The sequence below is a fragment of the Jejuia sp. G7-7 genome (genome assembly GCF_055808955.1).
This window is the reverse complement of the sequence record NZ_JBVVSZ010000002.1, coordinates 570,965-594,615: the sequence shown is the minus strand read 5'-3', so window position 1 is coordinate 594,615 and position 23,651 is coordinate 570,965. Positions and strand designations below refer to the sequence as shown.

Here is a 23,651-nt window from a genome sequence, read left to right as displayed (position 1 = left end):
AAAAGCAAATTAAACTATATTTATCGAAAAAATAAATAATCATGGATTTTACATTTCAAGTTTTGAACAATACCCGAAATATCTTTAAAAAAATAATCGAAAATAATTCGTTAACTGACTTAAATAAAATCCCAGAGGGCTTTAACAATAACATTATTTGGAATATTGGTCATGTATTGGTTTCTGAGCAACTATTGGCTTATAAATTATCTGGTCTAGATACTGTACTTAGTGATGAAATGATTAGTAAATACAGAAAAGACAGTAAACCTGAAGGCGATATTACACAAGCTGAGGTTGATGAAATCAATGATTTATTACTATCTACAATCGAAAAAACAAAAGAAGATTATTACGGGAATATTTTTGAAACTTATAATGAATATACCGTTTCTACAACTGGAAATACATTAACAAATATTGATGAAGCGTTACAATTCGTTACAATACATGAAGGACTACATTATGGATATGTATTGGCGCTTTTAAAGGCCGTTAAAAACTAAGTAATCGTTTATTTCTTCGTAAGGAATAGTAAATTCAATTATTCCTGTTGAATAAGGTTGAATTTCATATATGTTGTAAAGGAAAATAATACCCTCGTCACTATAACCTATGCTAGATGGTAATTCAAAAGTTTGAGATTCAAAAAAAGAGGTTCATCTTTAGTAGCTTCTTTAAAGTATGTTTTTGCTATGTTTTTAAGAGCATCTGCATCATTATACAACTCTGTATTAGGAATTAATTGTCCTGTTTCAGCTTCAAAATTTAAAAAAGAAATTGTTGTTGAGCCGTGTGCGCCTCCTGTATTTATATAGGAATTCATTGCAATACTTATTATTTCAGAAGATTTAAAGATGACTTCTCCATCTATTTGAGCTTCCCAAGCTAAGCTACTATCTGGAAAATCAGTTATAAAATTTTTATAAGATTGATTAAATGCATCTATTTGAGTATCCAAAATAAGTTGAGTAGATGTGTCATCTTGAGAAAGTTCTTTATTGACATAACTTTCAATTTCACTATTAATTTTATTTGCTACTGATGTGTTTCCTGAAGCATTAGGAATATTAATTTCAACTATAGAATTATCTTCAGTCGTTTTGGTTACCTCAGAAAACGTAATGATTTGCTCGTTTTTACACGAATTAAAACCAAGGATAATCAAAAGGAATAAAAGAATCTCTCTATTCACTAAATAAGTAAAAATTTAAAGAAAAATTAATCAAGATAGTAGATGTAACCCACATTAAGCCACAATAACCAATCGTTATGTTTGTTGTATACTAAATCGTGGTTAAGACCATCAACCCAATCATCAAAATAATACTGCCATCTTAAATCAAGCATAATATCAGATAGTTTTCCAACTTTGTAACGCACGCCAACACTAGTTACCATAGACCATGTACTTCCTGGAGAAGCATCAACTGATCCTGGAGCCCAAAAAGAATAAAAATTACTTGGGTCTGTAACATCTCCAAAAGCAGATGGAACTGGATTTGCATATGTAGTTGTAACTTCAGGCGTAAAACTTGTGTAATGCACTCCTAGACTGGCAAACGGTGCTAATCTGTATCCAAAAGATTGAAAAGATCTAATACTTAATGGGAAAAATTCAAGTTGTGTTCCTATGTCAAGATTTTTTGCTACACCTGTATGACCTCTTAATTGGTTTGCTTCAGGAGTCGTTCTGCTAGGATCAACCCACATACCTAAATGCTCAAGCTTTGTTTTATTCCAAGAAATTTCATTCCTCAGTTTAAAGTGATCATTAAAATAGGTGTCTGTGGTGTAACAGTTACAGTCTGCTCGATATGAGAAATTTATATAATGTACAATACCAATACCAATGCCAGAATTCCCAAAGTTAGTCTCTTCATCTGATCGATTTCCAAAATCTGATCTAAACTGAACAGGGCCTGCAATAACGCCGATTTCGTGAGAGAAACCTAATTGAGAGTAGGAAGTTTGGCAAATACCAAACATGCAAAGAATAAGAGCTAAACGTTTAAAGTCAAGCGTCATAGATATTGTTTTTTCGAGGCGTTAACGGAACAAATATATAAAAACCCGATGAACTACCAAATATTTCTGATAAACCGCATGGAGCTTTTACTAGTAATTGCGAAATTATAAAAAAAATCACTTGTTTTTTAAAGATAACGTATCTTTGTGTCTCAAAATTGTATATTCATTAAAATTTAAACATTTGTTAATACATGAAAAAAGTTATTTCAGAATTTTTAGATTTAGTAAAAGAGCGTAATGCTCACGAACCAGAATTTTTACAAGCGGTAGAAGAGGTTGCTGAAACTGTTATTCCTTACATTGTTAAACATGATATTTACTATGGTAAAAATGTATTGCTTAGAATGGTTGAACCAGAACGCTTGATTTCTTTTAGAGTATGTTGGGTTGATGATAGCGGAGAAATTCAAGTAAACAGAGGTTATAGAATTCAAATGAACTCTGCCATAGGGCCTTACAAAGGTGGTTTGCGTTTCCATCCTTCAGTTAATGCTAGTATTTTAAAATTCTTGGCTTTTGAACAAGTGTTTAAAAATAGCTTAACTACTCTACCTATGGGCGGAGGTAAAGGGGGTAGTGATTTTAATCCTAAAGGGAAAAGTGATAACGAGATAATGCGTTTCTGCCATGCTTTTATGGGGGAATTGTTCAGACATATTGGCCCAAATACAGATATTCCAGCTGGAGATATAGGTGTTGGTCAGCGTGAAATAGGCTTCTTATTTGGAATGTATCGAAAATTGAGGAACGAATTTACTGGTGTTTTAACAGGTAAAGGAATGACTTGGGGTGGTTCTTTAATACGACCAGAAGCTACTGGTTATGGTACAGTATATTTTGCAGATAATATGTTAAAAACTAAAAATGATAGTTTTGAAGGTAAAACGGTAGTTATTTCAGGCTCTGGAAACGTAGCGCAATTTGCTGCTGAAAAGTCACTTCAGCTAGGAGCTAAAGTAGTAACGCTTTCAGATTCTTCAGGTTATATTTATGACGAAACTGGAATTGATGAAGATAAGTTAAAATTTGTAATGCATCTAAAAAATGAAAAAAGAGGAAGGATAAGCGAATATTTAGATGAATATCCAAATGCTAAATTTGAAAAAGGAAAAACACCTTGGAGCGAAAAATGTGATATTGCATTACCATGTGCCACACAAAATGAACTTGATGGAGATGATGCAGAGGTATTATTATCAAATGGCTGTATTTGTGTAAGCGAAGGCGCTAATATGCCTTCAACTAAAGAAGCTATTGCAAAATTTCATAAGGCTAAAATATTATTTGCACCAGGTAAAGCATCAAATGCTGGTGGTGTAGCAACTTCTGGTTTAGAAATGACACAAAATTCATTACGTTATAAATGGACTAGAGAAGAGGTTGACAAAAAGCTCAAAGAAATAATGGAAGATATTCATCAATCTTGTACTGAGTATGGAACTGATGACGATGGTTATATTGATTACGTAAAAGGTGCAAACATTGCTGGTTTTGTAAAAGTAGCAGATGCAATGTTAGCCCAGGGTGTAGTATAATTAAACCATCAAAAAAATAAGAAAATAAAAGCTTCCTTGTTTATAGGAAGCTTTTGTTTTTATAGTAAAATGAGTATATGTATATTATTTTATACTATAATTCGTTACTAATAAATATCTTTGAACGCAGAAAAACTTGCTATGTTAAAAAAAATCACCATTCTACTCATCTATATTTTGCCTTTATTACAGTTTGCTCAAGACTTTTCGGCGTTATGGAACGGGTATTTTTCATATTACAATATAAAAGATGTTGTAAGTAGCGAGACTAAAATTTATGCTTCCGCAGAGAATGCTGTTTTTAGTTATGATATTCAAACTAAAGAAATTGAGACTATAACAACTGTAAACGGACTATCCGGAGATGCAATATCCACCATTTACTATAGTGATGATTATCGTTTATTATTAATTGGTTATGAAAATGGATTAATTGAAGTTGTTTTAGATGATGAAGATGATATATTAACAGTAGTGGATATTCTAGAGAAACCAACTATTCCGCCTAATGATAAGACGATAAATCATTTTAATGCCTACGAAAACGTAGTTTACATCTCAACAAATTTTGGTGTTTCTGTTTTTGATTTAGAAAGACTAGAATTTGGAGACACCTATTTTATTGGCGACTTAGGAAGTCAAATAAAGGTAAAACAAACAACAATTTTTGATGGGTTTATTTATGCAGGATGTACTGAAGGTGCAGGAATAAGAAAAGCTTCAATTAGTAATAGTAACTTAATTGATTATAAAAATTGGGAAACAATTGTAGGAAGTAGTTATTCAGCTATTGAAACAGTTGAGGGTAAATTATATACATCAAGAACTGATGGTAGAATTTATGAGATAAATAATGATGTATTAATAGAGCGTTTTCGTTATAACGATGTGCCTCTTAAAATGCTTGCTTCAAGTAATAATTTATTAGTTACCACCAGAAAAAATGTTTTTGTTTATTCAAGTGATTTTACCTTAGTAGCACAGATTGATGTTTCTGATGAACTAACAACCACTTTTAAAGCATCTGCTTTCGATGAAGATTTTATTTATATTGCAACCGAAGACTTTGGTGTTTTAAAAACGTTCTTTGTTGGACACTACAAGTTTCGAAGAAATTCGTCCAGATGGACCATTGTTAAATATTCCATTTTCTATTGAAGCAAAATTCAACAATTTGTGGGTAACTTATGGAGAGTACCAAGCTAACTTAAACCCTTACCCTTTAAACAGTCAGGGTTTTAGTGTTTTAAGAGAAAATGGCTGGATTAATACGCCTTACAGTGATATTTTTGAAGCAAAATGTTTAAATAATATATCTGTTAATCCATTTAACACTAGTCAAGTTTTTATAAGCTCATTTTTTAGCGGTTTATTAGAGGTTAATGATGATGTGCCTACTATTTTATATAATACTTCAAATAGCGATCTAGAATCTTTAATATTGCCAACAAGTCCCAATTATATTGATATTAGGACAGGGGCTTCTGTTTTTGACGAGAATGGATTACTCTGGACTATAACAAGTAGAGTGCAACGTCCGTTAAAATCATATAATCCCTCGAATGGGAAATGGACTAATTACGACTTTACCGAAATAATAGCAAATGGATTAACCAATAATATAGGATTCAATGATATGGTATTAGCACCAGATGGTACGTTCTATATAGCATCATGGTCAAAAGGGGTTATTGGTTTTAACCCTAATAACGGAAACCAACTCTTAAAAAATATTAGTGAAGAAGATGCGAATTTACCAGATAAAACAGTAAGATCAATAGCAATAGATAAAAGAAACCAGTTATGGATTGGTACAATAAAAGGGTTAAGGGTAGTTTTCAATACATCCAACTTCTTTAACGATGATATTGTGGCTGATGAAATTATAATTGAAGAGAATGGTATTGCAAAAGAATTGTTGTTTCAGCAGTTTATTTCTGATATTGAGGTAGATGGATCAAATAATAAATGGATTGCAACTTTTGATTCTGGTCTTTTCTATTTATCTCAAGATGGGCAAAGAACTATTTTTCATTTTACTAAAGAGAATTCACCATTACCGTCTAATGTGGTGACTGATGTTTCTATAGATGAAATCAATGGAGAGGTATTCATAGCAACCAGTAAAGGGTTAGTGTCTTTTGCTTCTGGAAGTTCAACAACCAAAGGTGATTTTGCTGATTCGCATGCATACCCAAATCCAGTAAGACCAAAGTTTGATATTGTTGAAGAGAAAGTGAAAATTAAAGATATTCCAGAAAATGTGAATATTAAAATTACTGATATTGAAGGTAATTTAGTGGCCGAAGCTCAATCTAGAACCAATTTAAGGTATCAAGGTTTTAATTTAGAAATAGATGGGGGTATAGCCTATTGGAATGGAAAGAATTTTGCAAATAATGTAGTGGCATCTGGAGTGTACTTAATAATGCTTTCAGATTTAGACAGCTTTGAAACCAAAGTAATTAAACTAATGGTGGTAAGGTAATGCTTAGTTCAACAAATGCAATCGTTCTTTCAAGTTTAAAATATAGAGACAACGATTTAATTGTTAAATGCTATACTCAAGAACATGGCATTATTGGCTTTTTGCTAAAAGGCGTTTTAAAATCAAAAAAATCACATACAAAAGCAGTTTATTTTCAATTGCTATCGCAGCTTCAAATAGTATTTAATTACACTCAAAATCGTTCTTTATACGCTTTAAAAGAAGTGAAGCCATACGGACTTTACAGTACCCTGCATTCTCATATTCTAAAAAGTTCTGTTGCTATGTTCTTGTCTGAAATATTGGTAATTACACTTCAAGAAGAAGAAAAAAACGAAGCATTGTATAGTTATTTAGAAACAACATTACAATGGTTTGATTCCCAAGAAGAATGTCCCAATTTTCATCTTCTTTTTTAATAAAACTCACTAAATATTTGGGGTTTTATCCAGATAATGAGCAAGTTGACTTTGATTTCTTTAATTTAGAGGATGGTTGTTTTGAAATGAAAAACCAAGGAAAATATTCCGTTTCAGGAGAAAATTTAATACTTTTAAAAAACCTTTTAGGCACAACATTTGATGCCTTAAATACTATAAAAATAAATGCACGTCAAAGACAGTCGTTTTTAAGTATGATTTTGCTTTATTTTGAACTACATTTGGGCAGTTTTAGAACACCCAAATCACTACAAGTTTTTAATCAGGTTTTTAATTAAAATAATGAAATTTAGCTATCTATTTTTATTGTTTTTACTCCTTTCAATAGGAGTGAAAGCTCAAGAAATAAAAGTATTAAATACCATTACCGAAGAACCCATTTATGGTGTTGCAATTTTTGATTCAAAAAAATAAAAGTGTTATCACCAATTTTAAGGGTTTAGCAGTATTAGACAAATTTGCTTCAAATGACACGCTTTATTTTCAACATTTATCACATCTTACTAAGATAATATTGAAATCTGATATTTCAAAGGCCAACATTGTTTATCTAGAGTCTAATACTCAAGGTTTAAATGAAATTGTTATTTCTGCTTCTAAGTTTGAACAAAATAAGCGTGATATTCCTCAGAAAATATTAAACAGTAACGCTCAAATAATTGAACTGATTAATCCGCAAACAAGTGCAGACTTGTTGCAGAATACAGGTTTGGTTTATGTACAAAAAAGCCAACTAGGAGGAGGAAGCCCAATGATTAGAGGATTTTCTACCAACAGATTGCTAATAACTGTTGATGGAGTAAGAATGAATAACGCTATTTTCAGAGGCGGTAATTTGCATAATGTTATAGCTGTAGATCCACTTTCAGTTCAGAGTACTGAGGTTACTTTAGGCTCTGGTTCTGTAATATATGGTAGTGATGCAATTGGTGGTGTTATGAGTTTTTATACTAAAAAACCCAAATTATCGTATGCTGATACGCTTTTAGTTAAAGCCAATATACTAACAAGGTATGCTTCGGCAAGTGATGAAAAAACAGCACATTTCGATGTGAATTTGGGGCGTAAAAAATGGGCTTTTTTAACTAGTGCTAGTTACACAGATTTTAATGATTTAAGAATGGGCTCAAATGGTCCAAATGATTATTTAAGACCAGAGTTTGTGAGTTCTAATGAAGGAATAGATGTAGTTATTTCTAATCCAAACCCAAAGGTTCAAAAGTATTCGGGATACAATCAGTTAAATTTAACGCAAAAATTAAATATAAGCCTTATAAAGATTTAGATTTTGATTTAGGAATTCATTATTCAAAATCTTCTGATATCCCCAGGTATGATAGGCTTATACGATATAAAGATGGTGATTTGCGCTCCGCAGAATGGAGTTATGGCCCTCAAAAATGGTTTATGTCCAATCTTCAGGTTACCAAACTGAGTAGTCGTTCAAACTTATATGATAAAATAAAAGCTACAGTTGCATATCAAAATTTTCAAGAAAGCAGAATTGATAGAGATTTTGAGTCTAACAACAGAAATATTAGAGAAGAAACATTAGATGCTTACTCATTTAATTTAGATTTTGAAAAACGCCTAAGTGAAAAAACTCGATTCTTCTATGGCGCAGAATATGTGTTTAATAAAGTAAAGTCACAAGGGCAAATTGAAAGTATAAATTCAGGAACAATCTCTAATACTATTTCAAGATACCCAAATGGAGCTAGTTGGTTTTCGGCAGCAGTCTATTCTAGTTTAAAGTACAAGCCTAACGCTAAGTTTGTTTTTCAATCTGGATTACGCTTTAACCATGTAGTTTCAAAAGCCGATTTTACTGAAAACAACCAATATTTAAATTTACCATTTCAAAGTGCAATGAATAAAGCAGGTGCGCTAACTGGAACTGCAGGTATAACGTGGACTACAAACCAGATAATGCAATGGAAACTTAATACGGCATCAGCATTTAGAGCTCCAAATATTGATGATATTGGTAAAGTTTTTGATTCTGAGCCAGGGTCAGTTGTAGTACCTAATGAAAATTTAAGGCCGGAATATGCTTATGGTGGTGAGTTAGGTTTAAAATTAGATTTTAATCAAAAGTTTGTATTAGATTTAAGCACGTATTACACATATTTGGATAATGCTTTGGTGAGAAGAAATTTTGTATTTGATGGTAATAGCGAAATTCTATACGATGGTGAATTAAGTAATGTTCAAGCCATACAAAATGCGTCTAAAGCTTGGATTTATGGTTTTGAAGTTGGTATAAAAATAGCTCTTGCCAAATATTTAAAATTTACGTCTCAATATAGCGTTATAGGAGGTACAGAAGAAAATGATAATATAGAAGTACCTATAAGGCATGTCGCTCCAAATTTTGGAAATGCACATTTGGTCTGGGCAAATAAGAAATTTACGCTAGATGTTTTTGCAGATTACAATGGCGAATTATCTTTAACCAATTGGCGCCTTCAGAACAGGAAAAGGATTTTATATATGCTGCTGATGAAAATGGAAATCCATATGCACCTTCGTGGCACACTTTAAATCTTAGAGCACAGTATAAAATAAGTGATTTTACTTCGATTACTGCTGCTTTAGAGAACATAACAGATCAACGTTACAGACCTTATTCTTCGGGAATAACCGCTCCAGGAAGAAACCTTATTATTAGTTTAAAATATAGTTTGTAAACTATTTTTTAGCCCATTTCTTAATAGTTACAACACCATTGGCTAACCTTACTTTAGCTATATAGACCGAAGATTTAAGATTAGAAAAGGTGTAGGTTTCAGAATTAGAACTTCCCTTTAAATTGTATAATTCTCTACCTAATAAATCAAAAATGGTAATAGATTTTAGTGTTGAGGTTTTTGTGTTGAATTTCACGTTATCATCTTCCAACTCAATAATACTCAAATAACTTTGATTCGAAGCAAAACCATCAGTTGATAACAATGCACTCTCATTAAATACAATTTCAAAACGATTGTTAAATTCGCCAATTTCTGAGGTAAACGCATAATCGCTTTCTGATAAATTGTGGCTTATGTTTAACAAACTATCGTTTAAATAAACAATATTATTTGTTAAAAAGTCTCCTTGTAACTTTTCAATGGATAATGTGTAAATAGTTGGAGTTGTTATGGAAGAGTAAAAGCCAATAGGAATTATTTCATCTTTAGTGATACTATCGGGGTTTTTACCTTGGATTGCATATTTTTTATCATTTATACCATTAATTTTAGTATAAATTATTGATACTACACCACTTGATAAGTTTCTGGGTGCGTCATAAGCCATTCCATCAAAACCATTAGTAGCTCCATTTACATAAGCAACGAGTATTTGATTAAATATCCCATTATCAGAAGTTAAGTTTACCCAAAGCTTGTTAGATTGAGGTGTATTAGATTTACTTTTTGTTTTAGAGTTTTTGAAAAACTGGCTATTGCTAGTACCGTTATCTTCTCGCATAGAGTTATTAAAAGTAACATTACCATTTGCTATTCCAGCGATGAAAAAACCTTGTCCTGAAGGAATAAAGTCGTTTGGAATTATACCATCTCCACCAGCGGTATTACCGCTTCCAGCAGAAATAATGGCATAATCGGTTTGTGCAAAATTATAACCTTGATTACCATTTGCGGTATTTGTTGCATCTGTGTTGTGAGACCACAAATAAGCTGCACCGTTAACTAATCCAGAATTAAGTGTATGAAATTCATTAAAATCTATAGCACATGGATATGGGTTTCCAATTAAATTCCAATGATCTCCAACATTAGCAGGGTTATAGTAAATTGTAGAAGTAATTACACCATTGTTAAACGAACCTTCAAAATTATAATTATAAGCTGTTCCAGAAGAAAAACCTGTGCTAGTATGAGTAGCAGCGTACCCAACTCCTGGGGTTAAAGTGGTACCTGCTGCTAGTATTTGCCAATCATCACCATCATCATCAATATCATCAGAACCAGGGACAAGCGTATTATTATTGCTAGTTTCTTGAAAAGCATCTAAATAATTGTTAGCATTAAACCAAAAGCGCATATCTGAAGTAGATAATACTGTGCCCGCTGTTGTACTTGTAACTGGAGATGACCAATACGTATAGTCGTACCAGTTGGTTAATATACTTGTTTCTTTTCTAACGGTAGAATTACCACTCACACCTAGCGTAAAAGATGCACTATCATTATTCTGAACAAATGCGCCATGATTTTGAACATTAATTTCTCCATCATCTACATCAACATCATTTTCAACTTCAACGTAAGTGTTGTCCGCTATATTTAAAACAGCACCGTTGTCGATAACCAAACTACACGCACTAAAGTTACCGTTAGTACTCGTATCATAGTCGTCATTTAATATTACTTTTCTACTAATGGTAGGTGCTACATCCCAAGTTGAACCATTCCAAGTAGATGTTCTATCATATGCTCTACCATGAACTTCTATTGAGTTAGGCAATGTGCCTCCTGTACTTTTAAAACGAGTTTGTCCTGGGTTAGGGCCACCAATATCATAGCTGTATATCCTATAAGTTACTGTTGTAGAATTAGCTAATTGAGAAAATGTAAAAATAAAATATTCAGATGAATTATTTACCGTTGGACCAGGAATTATACCTCCTAAGTTGGCTGTATAGCCATCAATTGAACTTCTAAGCGCTAACTCTTTGGATCCAGATGGATTTCTGCCTAATTTAAATTGTATTGAGCTTACATCAAATAAATAACATTCTTGAGGCGTTACAGTAAATTCGTAATAATCATCTGCAGCTACTGCAGCATCAATATTTGCAGCAGATGAAATCATTGTATCTTCAACTAGAAACCCTGTAGAGGAGTAACCGTTTGCTTCTGGGTCAGGCACTAAGCCTGGTCCTCTTATTATTGTTGATGCTGTTAAACCAGGATCATTATAATTAGATGGTTCAGGAACAGCGTTAGGTGCAACCCCTAGAGTAATGTTGGCACCGCCAGTATCAAAATTAAAAGTTAGCATTGCAACTTCACAGCCAAAACCACAATTTGGCATAGTTTGTCTAACCGCGTTGCTACCAGTCCAATTTCCTCCAGTTGTTACTGCCGCCAAAATAAAAGCAGGGCCATTAGCTTGTGAACAATCATAAATTACATTATCAGCATTACGACTAAAAGCATTTGTGCCATCTGTTAGGCCAGCAGGAACAGCACTAGTTTGAGGATCAATTGCTGTAGCTACCCATCCACTTCCTCCTCCACCAGCAAATTGCATTGCATACAAAAAAGTAGGAGCAGTAGCTAATCCTTGATAAGCCAAAATCTGGTCTCCTCCTGCAGCTAATGCAAAACTAGAATCATCAGTAATACTGCCCACAGTTGCAGAAAAAGGGCTATTATCAGTAATAATTATTTCGGTGCCACAAGATAAATCAGTAGTGGCTGTCCAAGTTAAGGTGCCTTCTCCTGGTCTAAAATCTAGGTCAGGCGCAGCTCTCCATCCATTGTCAGTAAAATTTATAGTAGTGCTAGTTACAACATCGGTTAATAAAACGAAAGCGAATTCATCAGGATTATCAGCATTAACACCAGTAATAGCAATATCACCAGCGGCCAAAACAGTTTGTCCAAAATTAAAATTGCAAGCAAGAAATAATACTAATACACACGTAATTTTTTTCATCTGGTTAAGCTCTAAACTAAAATGGGTTATGTTCTAGACAATATTAATTGTTAGGCATACACAGTCAAAACTAAGCTATAATTCTTGAACTAAAAATATCTTCATCAAGATCTTAGGCTAAACGGTTTGATTATCCGATTAAGGGTGTTTTTTTGAAAGCAAAAGATTACTTTTTAAGGAATTTTTTAGAAATACTGCTTCCATTTGATAATTCAACCTTAGCTATGTAGATAGAAGCTTTTAGTCTCGGCAGCGTGAAAGTTTCAGAGTTAGAACTACTTTTAAAATTATAAAGATCTCTACCCAGTAAATCAAAAATAGCAATAGATTTTAGAGTTGAATTTGTTGTACTAAATTTAACCATATCATTTTCTAATTCAATAATACTTAAATCACTTGAGTTTGCAGAGAAATCGTCTGTTGATAATAAAGCATTCTCGTTAAATACGATTTCAAAACGCTCATTAAATTCGCCAACCTCCGAGGTAAATGAATAATCACTATCAGATAAGTTGTGTATTTTATTTTGCAATCTGTCTATAAGATAAACTGAATTGTTATCAAAGAAGTCCCCTTCAAACTGAGCAACAGATAACTTATAAATTGTAGCTACTTCAATATTAGTGCTTAAACCAAGGTTAATAATTTCATCTTCATTTAGACTACTTACTGCTTTACCTTGAATAGCAAATTTTTTATTCGAATTTTCAATAGTTGAATATAAAGCTGCATAAGCAGTTGGTGCAACTATTTTATGAGCATCGTAAAAAGCACCATCATAGTTATTTGAAGCACCATTAACATACCCAACTAAAATTTGATTAAAAACTCCATTATCTGATGTTAAGTTAACCCATAATTTATTGGCCGAAGATGTCGAATTGTTTTTTGAATTTGAATTTTTAAAGAATTGGCTGTTATCTGGAGTCAAACTTAGATTTCGCATAGCATTGTCAAAAACCACAGTACCTGAATTTGATGGATGATTATCTGAAAAAGAAACAAAAAAGCTTGACCTGAAGGAATAAATCCATTTGGTGTTAGTCCATCACCACCCATTGTACCACCGGTTCCGTTGTGCGTAGCATAATCAGTAGTGTCAAAATTTAATGCTTGATTACCATTAGCTGTTCCTGCATAATCAGTATTTTGAGACCAAAAATATATGGCACCTTCCAAAGGCCCTGCTGGGTAAATGTTTTTAGCCATGAAAGTGCTAATATCAATAGCAGAAGGGTATGGGTTTCCTATTAAATTCCAATTAAAATCTGCTGTAGTTACATCATTCCTACTTACTGGGACATTTACAATTCCGTTATTAAAAACACCTCCTTCGAAAGTGTATCTGTAATTTCCACCGGGTATTACGTAAGCAATTTCAGAATGTGTTGCAGCATAACCTACACCGGGTTGCATTACTGTAGCCCCATTAACTTGTTGCCAATCATTACCATCATCATCAATATCATCTTGCCCAGCAACGGCAGCATTGTTATTACCAACTTCAGCAAATTCATCATTAAACTGACTAGCATTAAATATAAAACGTCTATTTACATCAGAATCTGATAATGCAGCACCAACAGTAGCATTAGAAACCGGTGAACTCCAATAAGTGTATTCATACCAATTATTTAATGGAGCAGTAAGCTTATCAACCGTAATTGTTCCATTGTTGGTGTTTATTCCTAAATTATTATTTTGAATAAAAGAGCCATATGGTTCTACATGAACTACTCCATCAACAACTAAATCATTTTGAACTTCTACATAATATCCATCAGCAATTGTTAAGGTTCTCAACGGATTTACAGTTATGCTACATGCAGAAAAACTACCATTTATAGCATTAGTAGTATAATCATCATCAATAATAACTGGTGTGTTTTTTGATGGCGCCGAGGGAGTCCAAGCTCCCGAACTCCAGGTAACTGTTGGAGAACTACAAGCAAAACTAGTTGAAATACATAAATTATCGAAACTGGCTGTATCAGTAGCATTAGTTGCATGATTATAGACAACTGCTATGTAATTTAATAAAGAGCTCGTATAGGTAGTGTTTACGGCAGTTGAAATAGAGTTTGAAGCGTCTAAAGAAATTGGGTTGCTAAAATATAGTCCATCATTTCTAACGTATAGTTCCCATGTATCTGTTGAAGGGTCGTAAGTAACTCTTATACTCAGGTTTTCGTTTCCATAATCGGTAACTCCTGTAATTACATCTGTTAAATTACTGTTTAAATCTAAGCCTCCAGAGTATTCGACTAACCTTACATTATCAGTAATACCTGTTTGTCCTAGAACAACGGCATAGCCCTCTCCTTGTGTTAAATCACTATCAGTTCCTCCCAAAACAAAAGCAACTCCATAATTACCAGAATTAAATCCTGAAGGGTTTACTCTAGTTTGAGCCATGTTAAATTCCCAAAGAAATAGAATTACCTAGAGTGTTAAGTGCTGTATTATATGCCGTACTTGTATTTTGATATATATAATCAATACCAGTCACCCCTCCAGTTGCTATTGATAATTGGTCAGAAATTATGCTTGAATTGCTTCCAACATCTGACCATAGTCCACCTAGGATGGGCCAGTAAAATCGTCTGAGATAACACATGTAAGAGGTGTATTGGCAGCAACTGAACCGGATATAATTAAATCATTATTTGACCCTTTGAGTCTGCTGGTTCCTCCAGCTGTTTCAGCATATCCATACAGTCTATAGGTAACTGCAGCTGTATTATTTGGTTGAGATACATTAAAAGTAAATACTTCTGGTGTACCAGCTAAATCAACAACTGGTTTTATACCGTCAATATTTGCTATGTAGCCATCAATAGAACTCCTTAAAGCTATTTCACTTAGACCATTAGCAGACCTACCAATACTCATGCTTATGGTTGTAACACTAAATTCAAATCCAACATTTGGTGTTATAGTGAACTCAAAGTAATCATTATTTGTAACTGCACCAGGAATATCAATTGCATTCCAATCAGATGCATCAAAACCATTAGTTTCAGGTTCAGCTACAAGACCAATACCTCTAGAAATAGTAGAGACAATCAACGCATCATCATTGAAGTCAGATGTGTCTGTAATAGTTGTGCCTGTTAATCCATCAAAATCAAAATATATAATTTGACCATAGCTAAAACTAAAAGCCAAAAGCAAAATTAGTGTAGAGGTAATCTTTTTCATCATGTTAAGTTTTTAAATTTAGATTTGGATCTATAAAATTTAATTTTTTATCAATTTCAATTGTTATTTTTGATGCGCCTATGCAAACAAAAAAGACATATACAGTACAAGAAGCTACTAAAAAACTTGAGCATTTTTGTGCGTACCAAGAACGTTGCCATAAAGAAGTTAGACAAAAGCTTAGGGATATGAAAATGATTCCTGAAGCTGTAGATGTAATTATAGTACATCTACTTGAACATAACTTTCTTAATGAAGCACGTTTTGCCAAAACGTTTGTAAGCGGTAAACTTAAAATCAAACGCTGGGGCCGTTGTCGATTAACTTTTGAATTAAAGAAAAAAGACATAGGCAAAGTTAATATAAATCAGGCACTTGCAGAAATAGAAGATACGGAGTATATCGAGGTTTTTAATGGTTTAGCCGAAAAAAAGGCGAATTCTATTACGGAAACCAATAAATACAAAAAAAGAAAAAATTAATCGATTATCTGCTCTATAGAGGCTGGGAATCACATCTTGTGTACGAAAAGGCAAATGAGCTTTTCGGGTAAAACCATAAAAAGCAGATTAAGTACATTTTTTAATCCGCTTTTTAATTTATTTTAAAATTTTGCCTTCTATAAATTAAAGCTAGCACCAAAATTAATAGTAAACTGATTGTGAAGCATTTCAGCAGCAGTTAAAGTACCTGTTTTGTATTTTGCAAAAGGTGTATTCAATTCAGTATAAATACCAAAACCATCGCTAAAAAAGTAACGTGCTCCTAAATGTCCGCCAAAGTTTTTAAGTCCAAGACTTAAACCAGGGTATATATCAAAATTATCATCAATATTAATTACGTTACCTAAATTAGCGTTAAAACGAGCTCTAACATCAAAACGGTTATCAAATTTTGCATTTAATGCATCAACCATATTGTTCTTTAAAGCATCGTCAACACCCAATAAATAAGTTGTAGATAAACCAATTGATATATTCTCACCAATTCCATAATCGTAACTAATATTAATACCAGTACCATTATCTTGAAAGTTAGCACCAACTTGAAATTTGTTATCGTTTTTACCAATAAAAGCCTGTGCATCCATAAAAGAAACACTTAGTATTGCTAATAATAAAATTAATTTTTGCATGATTTGAGTTTTTAATTTGAAAGCGCAAAGATATTATAAGTTTAATTAAATCAAACTTTTATTTACAAATGCTTATGTGTTCTAGAAATAGCCTGTTCATTTTTCCAATCAATCCATTTTTGTCCCATAATACGTCGCATTAAATTATCGTAGTTACGCATTACAAATACATTATAAACAGCTTTACTAAAATTTTTAGGATTTCTAGCAATAGCACGTAAACTCATCGAAAAACCAGGAGTAATATACCGCATGTAATGCCAATAACCTTCGGGCATGTAGAGCACTTCACCATGATTAAGTTCCGTTTTATAACCTTTCGCTTTTTTAAGCATAGGCCATTTATTAAAATCAGGATTATTAAAATCGATATCCTCTCGGGTAATCAAAGAATGAGGTATTTTATACAAGTAATCATTCTGCGATTGGTCAAACAAAATACATTGTTTTTTACCTTCAAAATGAAAATGGAAAATATTTGCCAAATCAATATCATGATGCATAAATGTATGTGAATCTCTACCTCCAAAAAACAACATGGGCATGCCTTTCATCAATCGTAAACCAAAATCTGGAAACGTAAAATCTTTTTGCAATTGTGGAATTTCCTTAAGTGCATTCCATAAAAAAATACGATATTTGGTAGGTTCGCGCTTCAATAAATCAATGTAGTCGGCCAACTTCATTTTAGCATGTGGTTCATTAAACCCATCCTTATAGTCTACAGGTCTGTCATCGTAAAGCGGCACAGTAATAGCTCCGCCAATGGATTTCATATAATCTAAATTCCATTTGCTATATGCGGGCCAGTCCTCAATAAATCGCTCAATAACTACTGGCCTTTGAGGTCTAAAATAATATTTTAAGAAATCCGCTTTGGTAATCGTTTTAACACGCGGAATGTCCTGTAGATTCAACTGCAAAGTCTGTTTAGTTTAGTAGTACAAAGTTAAGAAAACGTTGCCAAATGTAAAATAGTATTTTGGGCGTTACCCAAGGGTCAGGCTTTCGGCAGTCGCTTTTTTGTGTTGCATAGGTGCAACAACACAAAAAGAGCTTCAACAATGCCTCTATCCCTAACGCAGAAGAAAAACCTGCAAACTATTTAATAGCCTTAGCCTTTTGTTTAGCAACCTCATTACGCGCAATAGTATACTCAGGGCGTGTCCATTTAGGTTTTTCACCTAGAGCTTCTAATTTAGAGTCTGCTGCTTCAACTGTTTGCGGTTGTACTTTTTTAGTAAATGGTTTCTGAGGATTTAGCCCAAGTAGTTTAAACATTTCCATATCCTCATTAACATCAGGATTTGGAGTAGTTAATAATTTATCACCCGCAAAAATAGAGTTAGCACCAGCAAAAAAGCACATGGCTTGTCCTTCGCGAGACATTTGCGTTCTACCAGCACTTAATCGTACTTGAGTTTCAGGTAAAACTATACGTGTTGTAGCAACCATTCTTACCATATCCCAAATAGAAACTGGTTTTTGGTCTTCTAAAGGTGTGCCATCAACAGCAACTAATGCATTAATAGGAGTAGATTCAGGTTGAGGGTTTAAAGTTGATAATGCCACTAACATACCTGCTCTATCTTCAATTTCTTCACCCATACCAATAATACCACCACTACACACAGTAACATTGGTTTTACGTACGTTATCAATAGTTTCCAAACGGTCTTCAAAACCACGGGTAGAAATCACTTCTTTATAATACTCTTCAGAAGAATCTAAATTATGATTGTATGCATATAAACCAGCTTCGGCTAAACGTTGTGCTTGGTTTTCGGTAATCATACCTAAAGTACAACACACTTCCATATCTAGTTTATTAATGGTACGAACCATTTCTAAAACCTGATCAAACTCTTCGCCATCTTTTACATTTCGCCATGCAGCACCCATACAAACACGAGAACTTCCAGTAGATTTTGCACGTAAAGCTTGGGCTTTTACCTGCTGTACACTCATTAAATCATTGCCTTCAATATCCGTATGATAACGAGCTGCTTGTGGACAATAACCACAATCTTCAGAACATCCACCAGTTTTAATAGATAATAGCGTACTTACTTGTACCGTATTGGGGTCGTGGTTTACACGGTGTATAGTTGCAGCCTCGTAAAGTAACTCCATTAAAGGTTTGTTGTAAATATCTAGAATTTCTTGTTTGGTCCAGTTGTGTTTAATCTCGCTCATAAATCTGCTAGTTGGTTTAGTCTGTATAAAATCAAAAATACTAATTTAAAAAGTTATACCTTAATTTTTAGATAATAAAATAGAAACCGCGTTTCCGCCAAATCCTACGGCGTTTATTAATATATAATTAATTTTATCAGGAGTTTTTTGATTTTCTAAATACGGCACACCAATAAATTCTTGATGTTGTAACATTAAAACAGCAAGTTCAATACTTAATGCACCAGATGCTCCAAACGTATGCCCAATCTTCCATTTGTTTGAGGTTAGTGCTGGCATATTGTTTTTAAATACCGTTTCAATGGCTTTATATTCAGAAATGTCCCCTTTTATGGTGCCTGGGGCATGCATAACAATTACATCAACTTCATCAGGGTTTATATTTCCTAATGCCATTTTCATAGACTTTTGAAAACATTTTGCATCGCTAGAAATAGAGATGTTATGTTTTAAAATTTCAGTAGCGTAGCCATAGCCTTTAATTAGCGCTAATGCGTTTTCTTTTATACCAGTTTCTAAACAAGTTATGGATGCACCTTCGCCTAAAACCATAGTATTTTTGGTTTTGTTGAGGTCTAGAGCACGACATGGGAAGTCTCCTGTTTCTTTTGAATATATTTTTAAGGCTTGCATTTGTGCAATAGTAAACGGTGTTAACGGTGCTTCGCTACCACCAACCATAAATTTATCGCACATGCCAGAATTTATCCAAGCAATACCGTTAAGCATACTATGTAATGCTGTTGAGCAGGTAATAGAATGACTTATTTCTGGACCTTGCGTTTGCAAATCATGAGCTACCCATGATGATATATTGCCTAGTGTTGTTGTTGGAGAACTTAAAGTCTCAGAGGTATTGTTTTCTAAAAAGGACTTATGGTATTTTTCAAAAGAGAGGTAGCACCACGAGAAGAGCCTATGTTAATCCCGAAATTATCAGAAGGATTCCAACGGGCTTGTTTTAGGGCTTGCCTTGATGCATAAATAGTATAAAGAACCGTATTATCTAGTGATTTATATTTTGAATCGGATTGTTTTAAAACAGCTATATCTTGTTTTGCAGCTTCTGTGAGCTCTGAAACAAATACAGCTTTACCTAAAATTTTTTTTGGTGATGTGATGTACATTGTTTTGATAGCTTTTCCATGATGCTTCAAGAGATTTTCCTAATGAAGATATGGATGAAATGGCTGTTATTGAAATTGGTTTTTGCAAGGGTTTTAAAACTTTTCACAAAAGTAGTACTTATGCGTTAGGGATAGAAGCGGCATCCTTTTTAATTTTCAAAAAAATTAAAAAGATATAGCGGATAGCCCGACCCTTGTGGTAACGCCCTAAATAATTTCTAAAACAGCTTTAATAGCTTGATACACCTTTTGCAATTCAGTTTCTGAAATCACATAGGGGACTTGAATGTATATCGTGTTTCCGAGAGGTCTTAGGAAAACGCCACGATCCATAAAAAATTTTAAAATTTTATCGCGCAAATCGCCATAACGCTCGATCTTGGTGTTGAGGTCTAGAGCAAAAACGACTCCTAAATGGCGTGTTGATTTTATTTTTGGATGGTTTTTTATGCGGTTTTGAAAGGCACTATGGGATTTGATGATGCGTTTTATATGCTCTTGAATTTCTTGAGACGTTAAAAGCTCGATACCAGCAATGGCAGCTGCACATGCCACAGGATTTGCAGAATAGGTGTGGCAATGGAAAAAGCCTTTTGAAATATCATTGCTTAAAAATGCATCGTAAATTTTTTGGGTACAGGAGGTTATTGCCATTGGTAATAATCCTGCGGTTAAGGCTTTACTTAGGCAGATAATATCGGGTTTTGTGTCTATATAATCTGATGCGAAATATTTTCCTGTTTTGCCAAAGCCTGTCATAACCTCGTCGGCTATAGTGAGTATGTTTTGTGCTTTTAAAAACTTTAAAATGTCGTTTAATCCTTTAGCATCATGGATTTTCATGCCTGCAGCACCTTGTAATAGGGGTTCGTAGATAAAACCAGCAATATTGTGGTTTGAAATATAACCTTGGAGCTGCTTTAAAATGACTTCGGTATTTGAGCCATTTGGTGTTGGAATGCGTTTTACATCAATTAAAAAATCTTCAAACGGACCGTTGTATACTGATAATCCTGAAACACTCATAGCTCCGAAAGTATCGCCGTGGAATCCGTTTTCAAAGGCTATAAATGTTGAGCGTTTATCTCCGCTATTAAAATAATATTGAAGTGCCATTTTAATTCCAGCCTCTACTGCAGTAGAGCCATTATCATTAAAATAAATTTTGTTTTGATTGTTGGGAAGTATTTTAATGAGCTCTTCAGAAAGTTTTACAGCAGGTTCATGCGTGAAATCGCTAAACATAACCTGATCTAACTGTTGCATTTGTTTGTAAGTAGCCTCAACAATATAATCATTACAATGCCCATACATACAGGTGTACCATGAAGCAATAGCATCAATGTATTCATTGCCAGCTTCATCTGTAAGTATGCATCCTTTTGCTTTTACAATGGCTAAACTTTCTGGGTTTAGTTGATGTTGTTTTAGCGGATGCCAGAGGTGTTTTTTGTCACGGTCTTGTAAGCTCATAAATTTTCTTTAAACAATTCTGCATATTCCTTTACCACATTTTTATCAAAATAAGGTTCTTCGTTAATACGTCCAATAATTGGAACTTGAGTCATTTTTTTGATAATAGACTCAGTAGTAGGATGCTTGTTTCCGCTAAAAATAATAGAGACATTAAAACCTTTTGCTTTTAAAGCATTTACAGTTAAAAGGGTGTGATTAATGCTTCCAAGATAATGCCTCGACACTACGATAACTTTATAGTTTGCTTGTATTAAATCGAAAACGGTGTTTTCGTTATTTAATGGCACTAACAAGCCACCTGCACCCTCAATAACTAAATGATTACTGGTTTTTGGGGCTTTAATTTTCTTGATATCGATTTCAATGCCATCAATATCGGCAGCTCCATGAGGGCTCATAGGTGTTTTTAAGGCATAAGTGTTTGGATAGAATACAGATTTGGTATTTGATACTAAGCGCTTCACTTTTTTAGTATCGCAATTATCCAATTCTCCTGCCTGTACGGGTTTCCAATAATCAGCTTTTAAAGCTTCAGTTATAATTGCTGATGCTACGGTTTTACCTACATCGGTTGAGATTCCTGTTATGAAATATGTTTTTTTATCCATTAAATCTTAATAATAAGCCGCTACGAATACATAAATATTCTTATAAAATACGTGCGAATTTATGAGAAAATAATTTGTGTATTCGTGGCAAAAAATCATTTTAAATCAAATTCAGTTTTGCAATCATCACATTTATATTTATGCCTTGTGTAAAATGGAAGGGCTGAAAATAATACACCAAAAATAAACGCAAAAAATGATTTGGCATCTTTTATAGTTGAAAACAATTCAATTTTTTCGCTCTCACAATTTGGACAATTTATGGTATTCCCTTCATCATCAACAGAATATTTGCTTATAGAATCTAAAATATGTTGTGCTTTTAATGCATCTTTTGATAATACTTTTAATTTGACACCTCCAATAGCGTTGCTTACCAGAGGGTCGGTGTCTATGGTAAGATTATCAGATAAAAATACTTGAATACCATCAGCCTCTAACCGTCCTTTTATAATTTGGGCTTCAGAGGAGTATTGATATCTTGCTATGGTTTTAAAAGTATCGCTCATTCGTTTATAAAACTAGCTAATAGTTGAAGTACTTTGGTTATTTCTTTTTCATGATTATAACTGTGTAAACAGAAACGCAAACGCTCTTGCCCTTCCGGAACAGTTGGGGATAAAATGGGTTTTACATCAAAACCTGACTCTTGAAGTTTTGCAGCTATTAGTTTAACCGTATGATTCCCTGAAATAATACAACAATGAATAGCTGAATGGCTTTCTATAAAGTTGTTTTCAAGATTGTTTTTTAGAATTTCAGATTTAAATAATTTAATATTTTGATGTAGTTTATTCCTGTTTTCGGTATGCTTTAATGTATTGTATACTGCATATAAAGTTGCTAAACTATGAGGAGGCAATGCTGTTGTATAAATAAAACTTCTTGAAAAGTTTATTAAATAATTTTTCAGATTGGTATTCCCTAAAATAGCTGCACCATGTGAACCTAATGCTTTCCCAAAAGTGATGATACGTGCAAAAACCTTTTGTTCTAGATTTAATTCTTGAATTAGACCGCCACCATGTTTTCCAAAAACACCTATAGCATGTGCTTCATCAACTATTAAATAGGCTTTGTGTTTTTTACTAATTTCAGAAAGTTTTATTAAATCTGGAGAATCTCCATCCATAGAGAATATAGATTCTGTGACAATATAAATTTCTGAATTAAGAGGACTTCGACTGCGCTCAGTCTGACATTTTAACTCTAAGTCTTCTAAATTATTATGCTTAAACTTATACGCTTTGGCATTGCTCATTGTTATACCATCGCGAATAGAAGCGTGGATGTACTCATCATAAATAATAACATCTCCTCTTTGAGGTACTGATGAAAAGAAACCAACATTAGCATCATAACCAGAATTGAATATTAAGGCACTTTCGCTATTGTGAAAATTAACAAGTAAGTCTTCAACAATAGTGTAAAGTTTATGATTCCCAGAAAGTAGGCGAGAACCCGTAGCTCCATTTTCGATACTATCATTACTTTTTAAAAAAGCATGAGTATCATCAAAAACACTTTTGTTTTTTGAAAACCCCAAATAATCATTTGATGAAAAATCTACCAAATTATTTTGCACTCCAAGTTTGCGAATAGTGTTATTCGCTTTGCGCTCGTTTAATTTTTCTAGCAGTTTTTTGGGAAAGTCTTTCATTCTAAACAAATATAAATAATGCATTTGGGATTGATGATGTAAAATTATTTTAATTAAAAATTATTGTTTTTCGATAATTTTATA

The 23,651-nt window shown here is 33.3% G+C and carries 20 protein-coding genes and 3 pseudogenes; 8 read left to right on the top strand and 15 right to left on the bottom strand.

Features of this window, described 5'->3' with window-relative positions; translation table 11 throughout:
• Window positions 1-41 precede the first annotated feature (41 nt).
• On the top strand, window positions 42-506 hold the full coding sequence (locus AC0L5U_RS12910; protein WP_473416817.1) for a DinB family protein: 465 nt from the start codon (window positions 42-44) through the stop codon (window positions 504-506).
• Here AC0L5U_RS12910 and AC0L5U_RS12905 read toward each other — a convergent pair.
• The 3 genes from AC0L5U_RS12905 to AC0L5U_RS12895 are packed head-to-tail and all read right to left on the bottom strand — an operon-like array spanning window position 486 to window position 2,028.
• Window positions 486-593, bottom strand: coding sequence for a DUF3298 domain-containing protein (locus tag AC0L5U_RS12905; protein WP_473418289.1), 108 nt, complete (start codon window positions 591-593; stop codon window positions 486-488). The genes AC0L5U_RS12910 and AC0L5U_RS12905 overlap by 21 nt on opposite strands.
• 20 nt (window positions 594-613) lie before the next feature.
• Window positions 614-1,195 carry a DUF4163 domain-containing protein gene (locus tag AC0L5U_RS12900; RefSeq protein ID WP_473416816.1) on the bottom strand — a complete coding sequence of 194 codons (582 nt, stop codon included), beginning with the start codon at window positions 1,193-1,195 and terminating at the stop codon, window positions 614-616.
• A 26-nt stretch (window positions 1,196-1,221) separates the two neighbouring features.
• Window positions 1,222-2,028 carry a THC0290_0291 family protein gene (locus AC0L5U_RS12895; RefSeq protein WP_473416815.1) on the bottom strand — a complete coding sequence of 269 codons (807 nt, stop codon included), beginning with the start codon at window positions 2,026-2,028 and terminating at the stop codon, window positions 1,222-1,224.
• 194 nt (window positions 2,029-2,222) lie between these two features.
• Between AC0L5U_RS12895 and gdhA the strand changes: the two genes are divergently transcribed.
• The 6 genes and pseudogenes from gdhA to AC0L5U_RS12865 all read left to right on the top strand — a co-directional run bounded on the left by gdhA (window position 2,223) and on the right by AC0L5U_RS12865 (window position 9,038).
• Window positions 2,223-3,566 (top strand): NADP-specific glutamate dehydrogenase, encoded by a 1,344-nt coding sequence (gene gdhA / locus AC0L5U_RS12890; protein ID WP_473416814.1) that lies wholly within the window; start codon window positions 2,223-2,225, stop codon window positions 3,564-3,566.
• 141 nt (window positions 3,567-3,707) lie between these two features.
• Window positions 3,708-4,724 carry a type IX secretion system anionic LPS delivery protein PorZ gene (porZ, locus tag AC0L5U_RS12885; protein WP_473416813.1) on the top strand — a complete coding sequence of 339 codons (1,017 nt, stop codon included), beginning with the start codon at window positions 3,708-3,710 and terminating at the stop codon, window positions 4,722-4,724.
• Window positions 4,657-6,054, top strand: coding sequence for a type IX secretion system anionic LPS delivery protein PorZ (gene porZ / locus AC0L5U_RS12880; RefSeq protein ID WP_473416812.1), 1,398 nt, complete (start codon window positions 4,657-4,659; stop codon window positions 6,052-6,054). Before porZ (AC0L5U_RS12885) ends, porZ (AC0L5U_RS12880) begins: the two co-directional genes overlap by 68 nt.
• Window positions 6,054-6,772, top strand: a pseudogene (gene recO / locus AC0L5U_RS12875) (DNA repair protein RecO). The gene porZ (AC0L5U_RS12880) and the pseudogene recO overlap by 1 nt, the downstream one beginning before the upstream one ends.
• A gap of 119 nt (window positions 6,773-6,891) precedes the next feature.
• Window positions 6,892-7,779, top strand: coding sequence for a TonB-dependent receptor plug domain-containing protein (locus AC0L5U_RS12870; protein ID WP_473416811.1), 888 nt, complete (start codon window positions 6,892-6,894; stop codon window positions 7,777-7,779).
• Window positions 7,725-9,038 carry a TonB-dependent receptor plug domain-containing protein gene (locus tag AC0L5U_RS12865; RefSeq protein WP_473418288.1) on the top strand — a complete coding sequence of 438 codons (1,314 nt, stop codon included), beginning with the start codon at window positions 7,725-7,727 and terminating at the stop codon, window positions 9,036-9,038. The genes AC0L5U_RS12870 and AC0L5U_RS12865 overlap by 55 nt, the downstream gene beginning before the upstream one ends.
• 147 nt (window positions 9,039-9,185) lie before the next feature.
• On the opposite strand, the gene AC0L5U_RS12860 is transcribed toward AC0L5U_RS12865, so the two are convergent.
• The 4 genes from AC0L5U_RS12860 to AC0L5U_RS12845 all read right to left on the bottom strand — a co-directional run bounded on the left by AC0L5U_RS12860 (window position 9,186) and on the right by AC0L5U_RS12845 (window position 15,368).
• Window positions 9,186-12,164, bottom strand: coding sequence for a T9SS type A sorting domain-containing protein (locus AC0L5U_RS12860; RefSeq protein WP_473416810.1), 2,979 nt, complete (start codon window positions 12,162-12,164; stop codon window positions 9,186-9,188).
• A gap of 166 nt (window positions 12,165-12,330) precedes the next feature.
• On the bottom strand, window positions 12,331-13,128 hold the full coding sequence (locus AC0L5U_RS12855; protein WP_473416809.1) for a T9SS type A sorting domain-containing protein: 798 nt from the start codon (window positions 13,126-13,128) through the stop codon (window positions 12,331-12,333).
• Window positions 13,098-14,579 carry a hypothetical protein gene (locus AC0L5U_RS12850; RefSeq protein WP_473416808.1) on the bottom strand — a complete coding sequence of 494 codons (1,482 nt, stop codon included), beginning with the start codon at window positions 14,577-14,579 and terminating at the stop codon, window positions 13,098-13,100. Before AC0L5U_RS12850 ends, AC0L5U_RS12855 begins: the two co-directional genes overlap by 31 nt.
• A gap of 165 nt (window positions 14,580-14,744) precedes the next feature.
• On the bottom strand, window positions 14,745-15,368 hold the full coding sequence (locus AC0L5U_RS12845; RefSeq protein WP_473416807.1) for a hypothetical protein: 624 nt from the start codon (window positions 15,366-15,368) through the stop codon (window positions 14,745-14,747).
• Window positions 15,369-15,445: 77 nt separating this feature from the next.
• On the opposite strand from AC0L5U_RS12845, the pseudogene AC0L5U_RS12840 reads away from it, so the two are divergent.
• Window positions 15,446-15,918: pseudogene (locus tag AC0L5U_RS12840) on the top strand (regulatory protein RecX).
• A 66-nt stretch (window positions 15,919-15,984) separates the two neighbouring features.
• Here the strand turns inward: AC0L5U_RS12840 and AC0L5U_RS12835 are convergent.
• The 8 genes and pseudogenes from AC0L5U_RS12835 to AC0L5U_RS12800 all read right to left on the bottom strand — a co-directional run bounded on the left by AC0L5U_RS12835 (window position 15,985) and on the right by AC0L5U_RS12800 (window position 23,567).
• A complete protein-coding gene (locus AC0L5U_RS12835; protein ID WP_473416806.1) occupies window positions 15,985-16,500 on the bottom strand; it encodes a DUF6646 family protein in 516 nt (171 codons plus the stop codon).
• Between the two features lie 62 nt (window positions 16,501-16,562).
• Window positions 16,563-17,423: a cupin-like domain-containing protein gene (locus AC0L5U_RS12830; RefSeq protein ID WP_473416805.1), complete on the bottom strand. Its 861-nt coding sequence runs from the start codon at window positions 17,421-17,423 to the stop codon at window positions 16,563-16,565.
• Window positions 17,424-17,601: 178 nt separating this feature from the next.
• Window positions 17,602-18,696, bottom strand: a complete 1,095-nt coding sequence (gene bioB / locus AC0L5U_RS12825; RefSeq protein WP_473416804.1) for a biotin synthase BioB — start codon at window positions 18,694-18,696, stop codon at window positions 17,602-17,604.
• 60 nt (window positions 18,697-18,756) lie between these two features.
• A pseudogene (locus AC0L5U_RS12820) lies at window positions 18,757-19,911 on the bottom strand (beta-ketoacyl synthase N-terminal-like domain-containing protein).
• 119 nt (window positions 19,912-20,030) lie between these two features.
• Window positions 20,031-21,296 (bottom strand): adenosylmethionine--8-amino-7-oxononanoate transaminase, encoded by a 1,266-nt coding sequence (gene bioA / locus AC0L5U_RS12815; protein WP_473416803.1) that lies wholly within the window; start codon window positions 21,294-21,296, stop codon window positions 20,031-20,033.
• Window positions 21,293-21,907, bottom strand: coding sequence for a dethiobiotin synthase (gene bioD, locus AC0L5U_RS12810; RefSeq protein WP_473416802.1), 615 nt, complete (start codon window positions 21,905-21,907; stop codon window positions 21,293-21,295). The genes bioA and bioD overlap by 4 nt, the downstream gene beginning before the upstream one ends.
• 95 nt (window positions 21,908-22,002) lie before the next feature.
• The gene (locus AC0L5U_RS12805; protein ID WP_473416801.1) at window positions 22,003-22,416 is read right to left on the bottom strand and encodes a putative signal transducing protein; all 414 of its coding nucleotides are present in this window, start codon (window positions 22,414-22,416) and stop codon (window positions 22,003-22,005) included.
• Entirely contained in the window at window positions 22,413-23,567 is a 1,155-nt protein-coding gene (locus AC0L5U_RS12800; protein ID WP_473416800.1) for an aminotransferase class I/II-fold pyridoxal phosphate-dependent enzyme, read from the bottom strand. The genes AC0L5U_RS12805 and AC0L5U_RS12800 overlap by 4 nt, the downstream gene beginning before the upstream one ends.
• Between the last annotated feature and the right edge of the window lie 84 nt (window positions 23,568-23,651).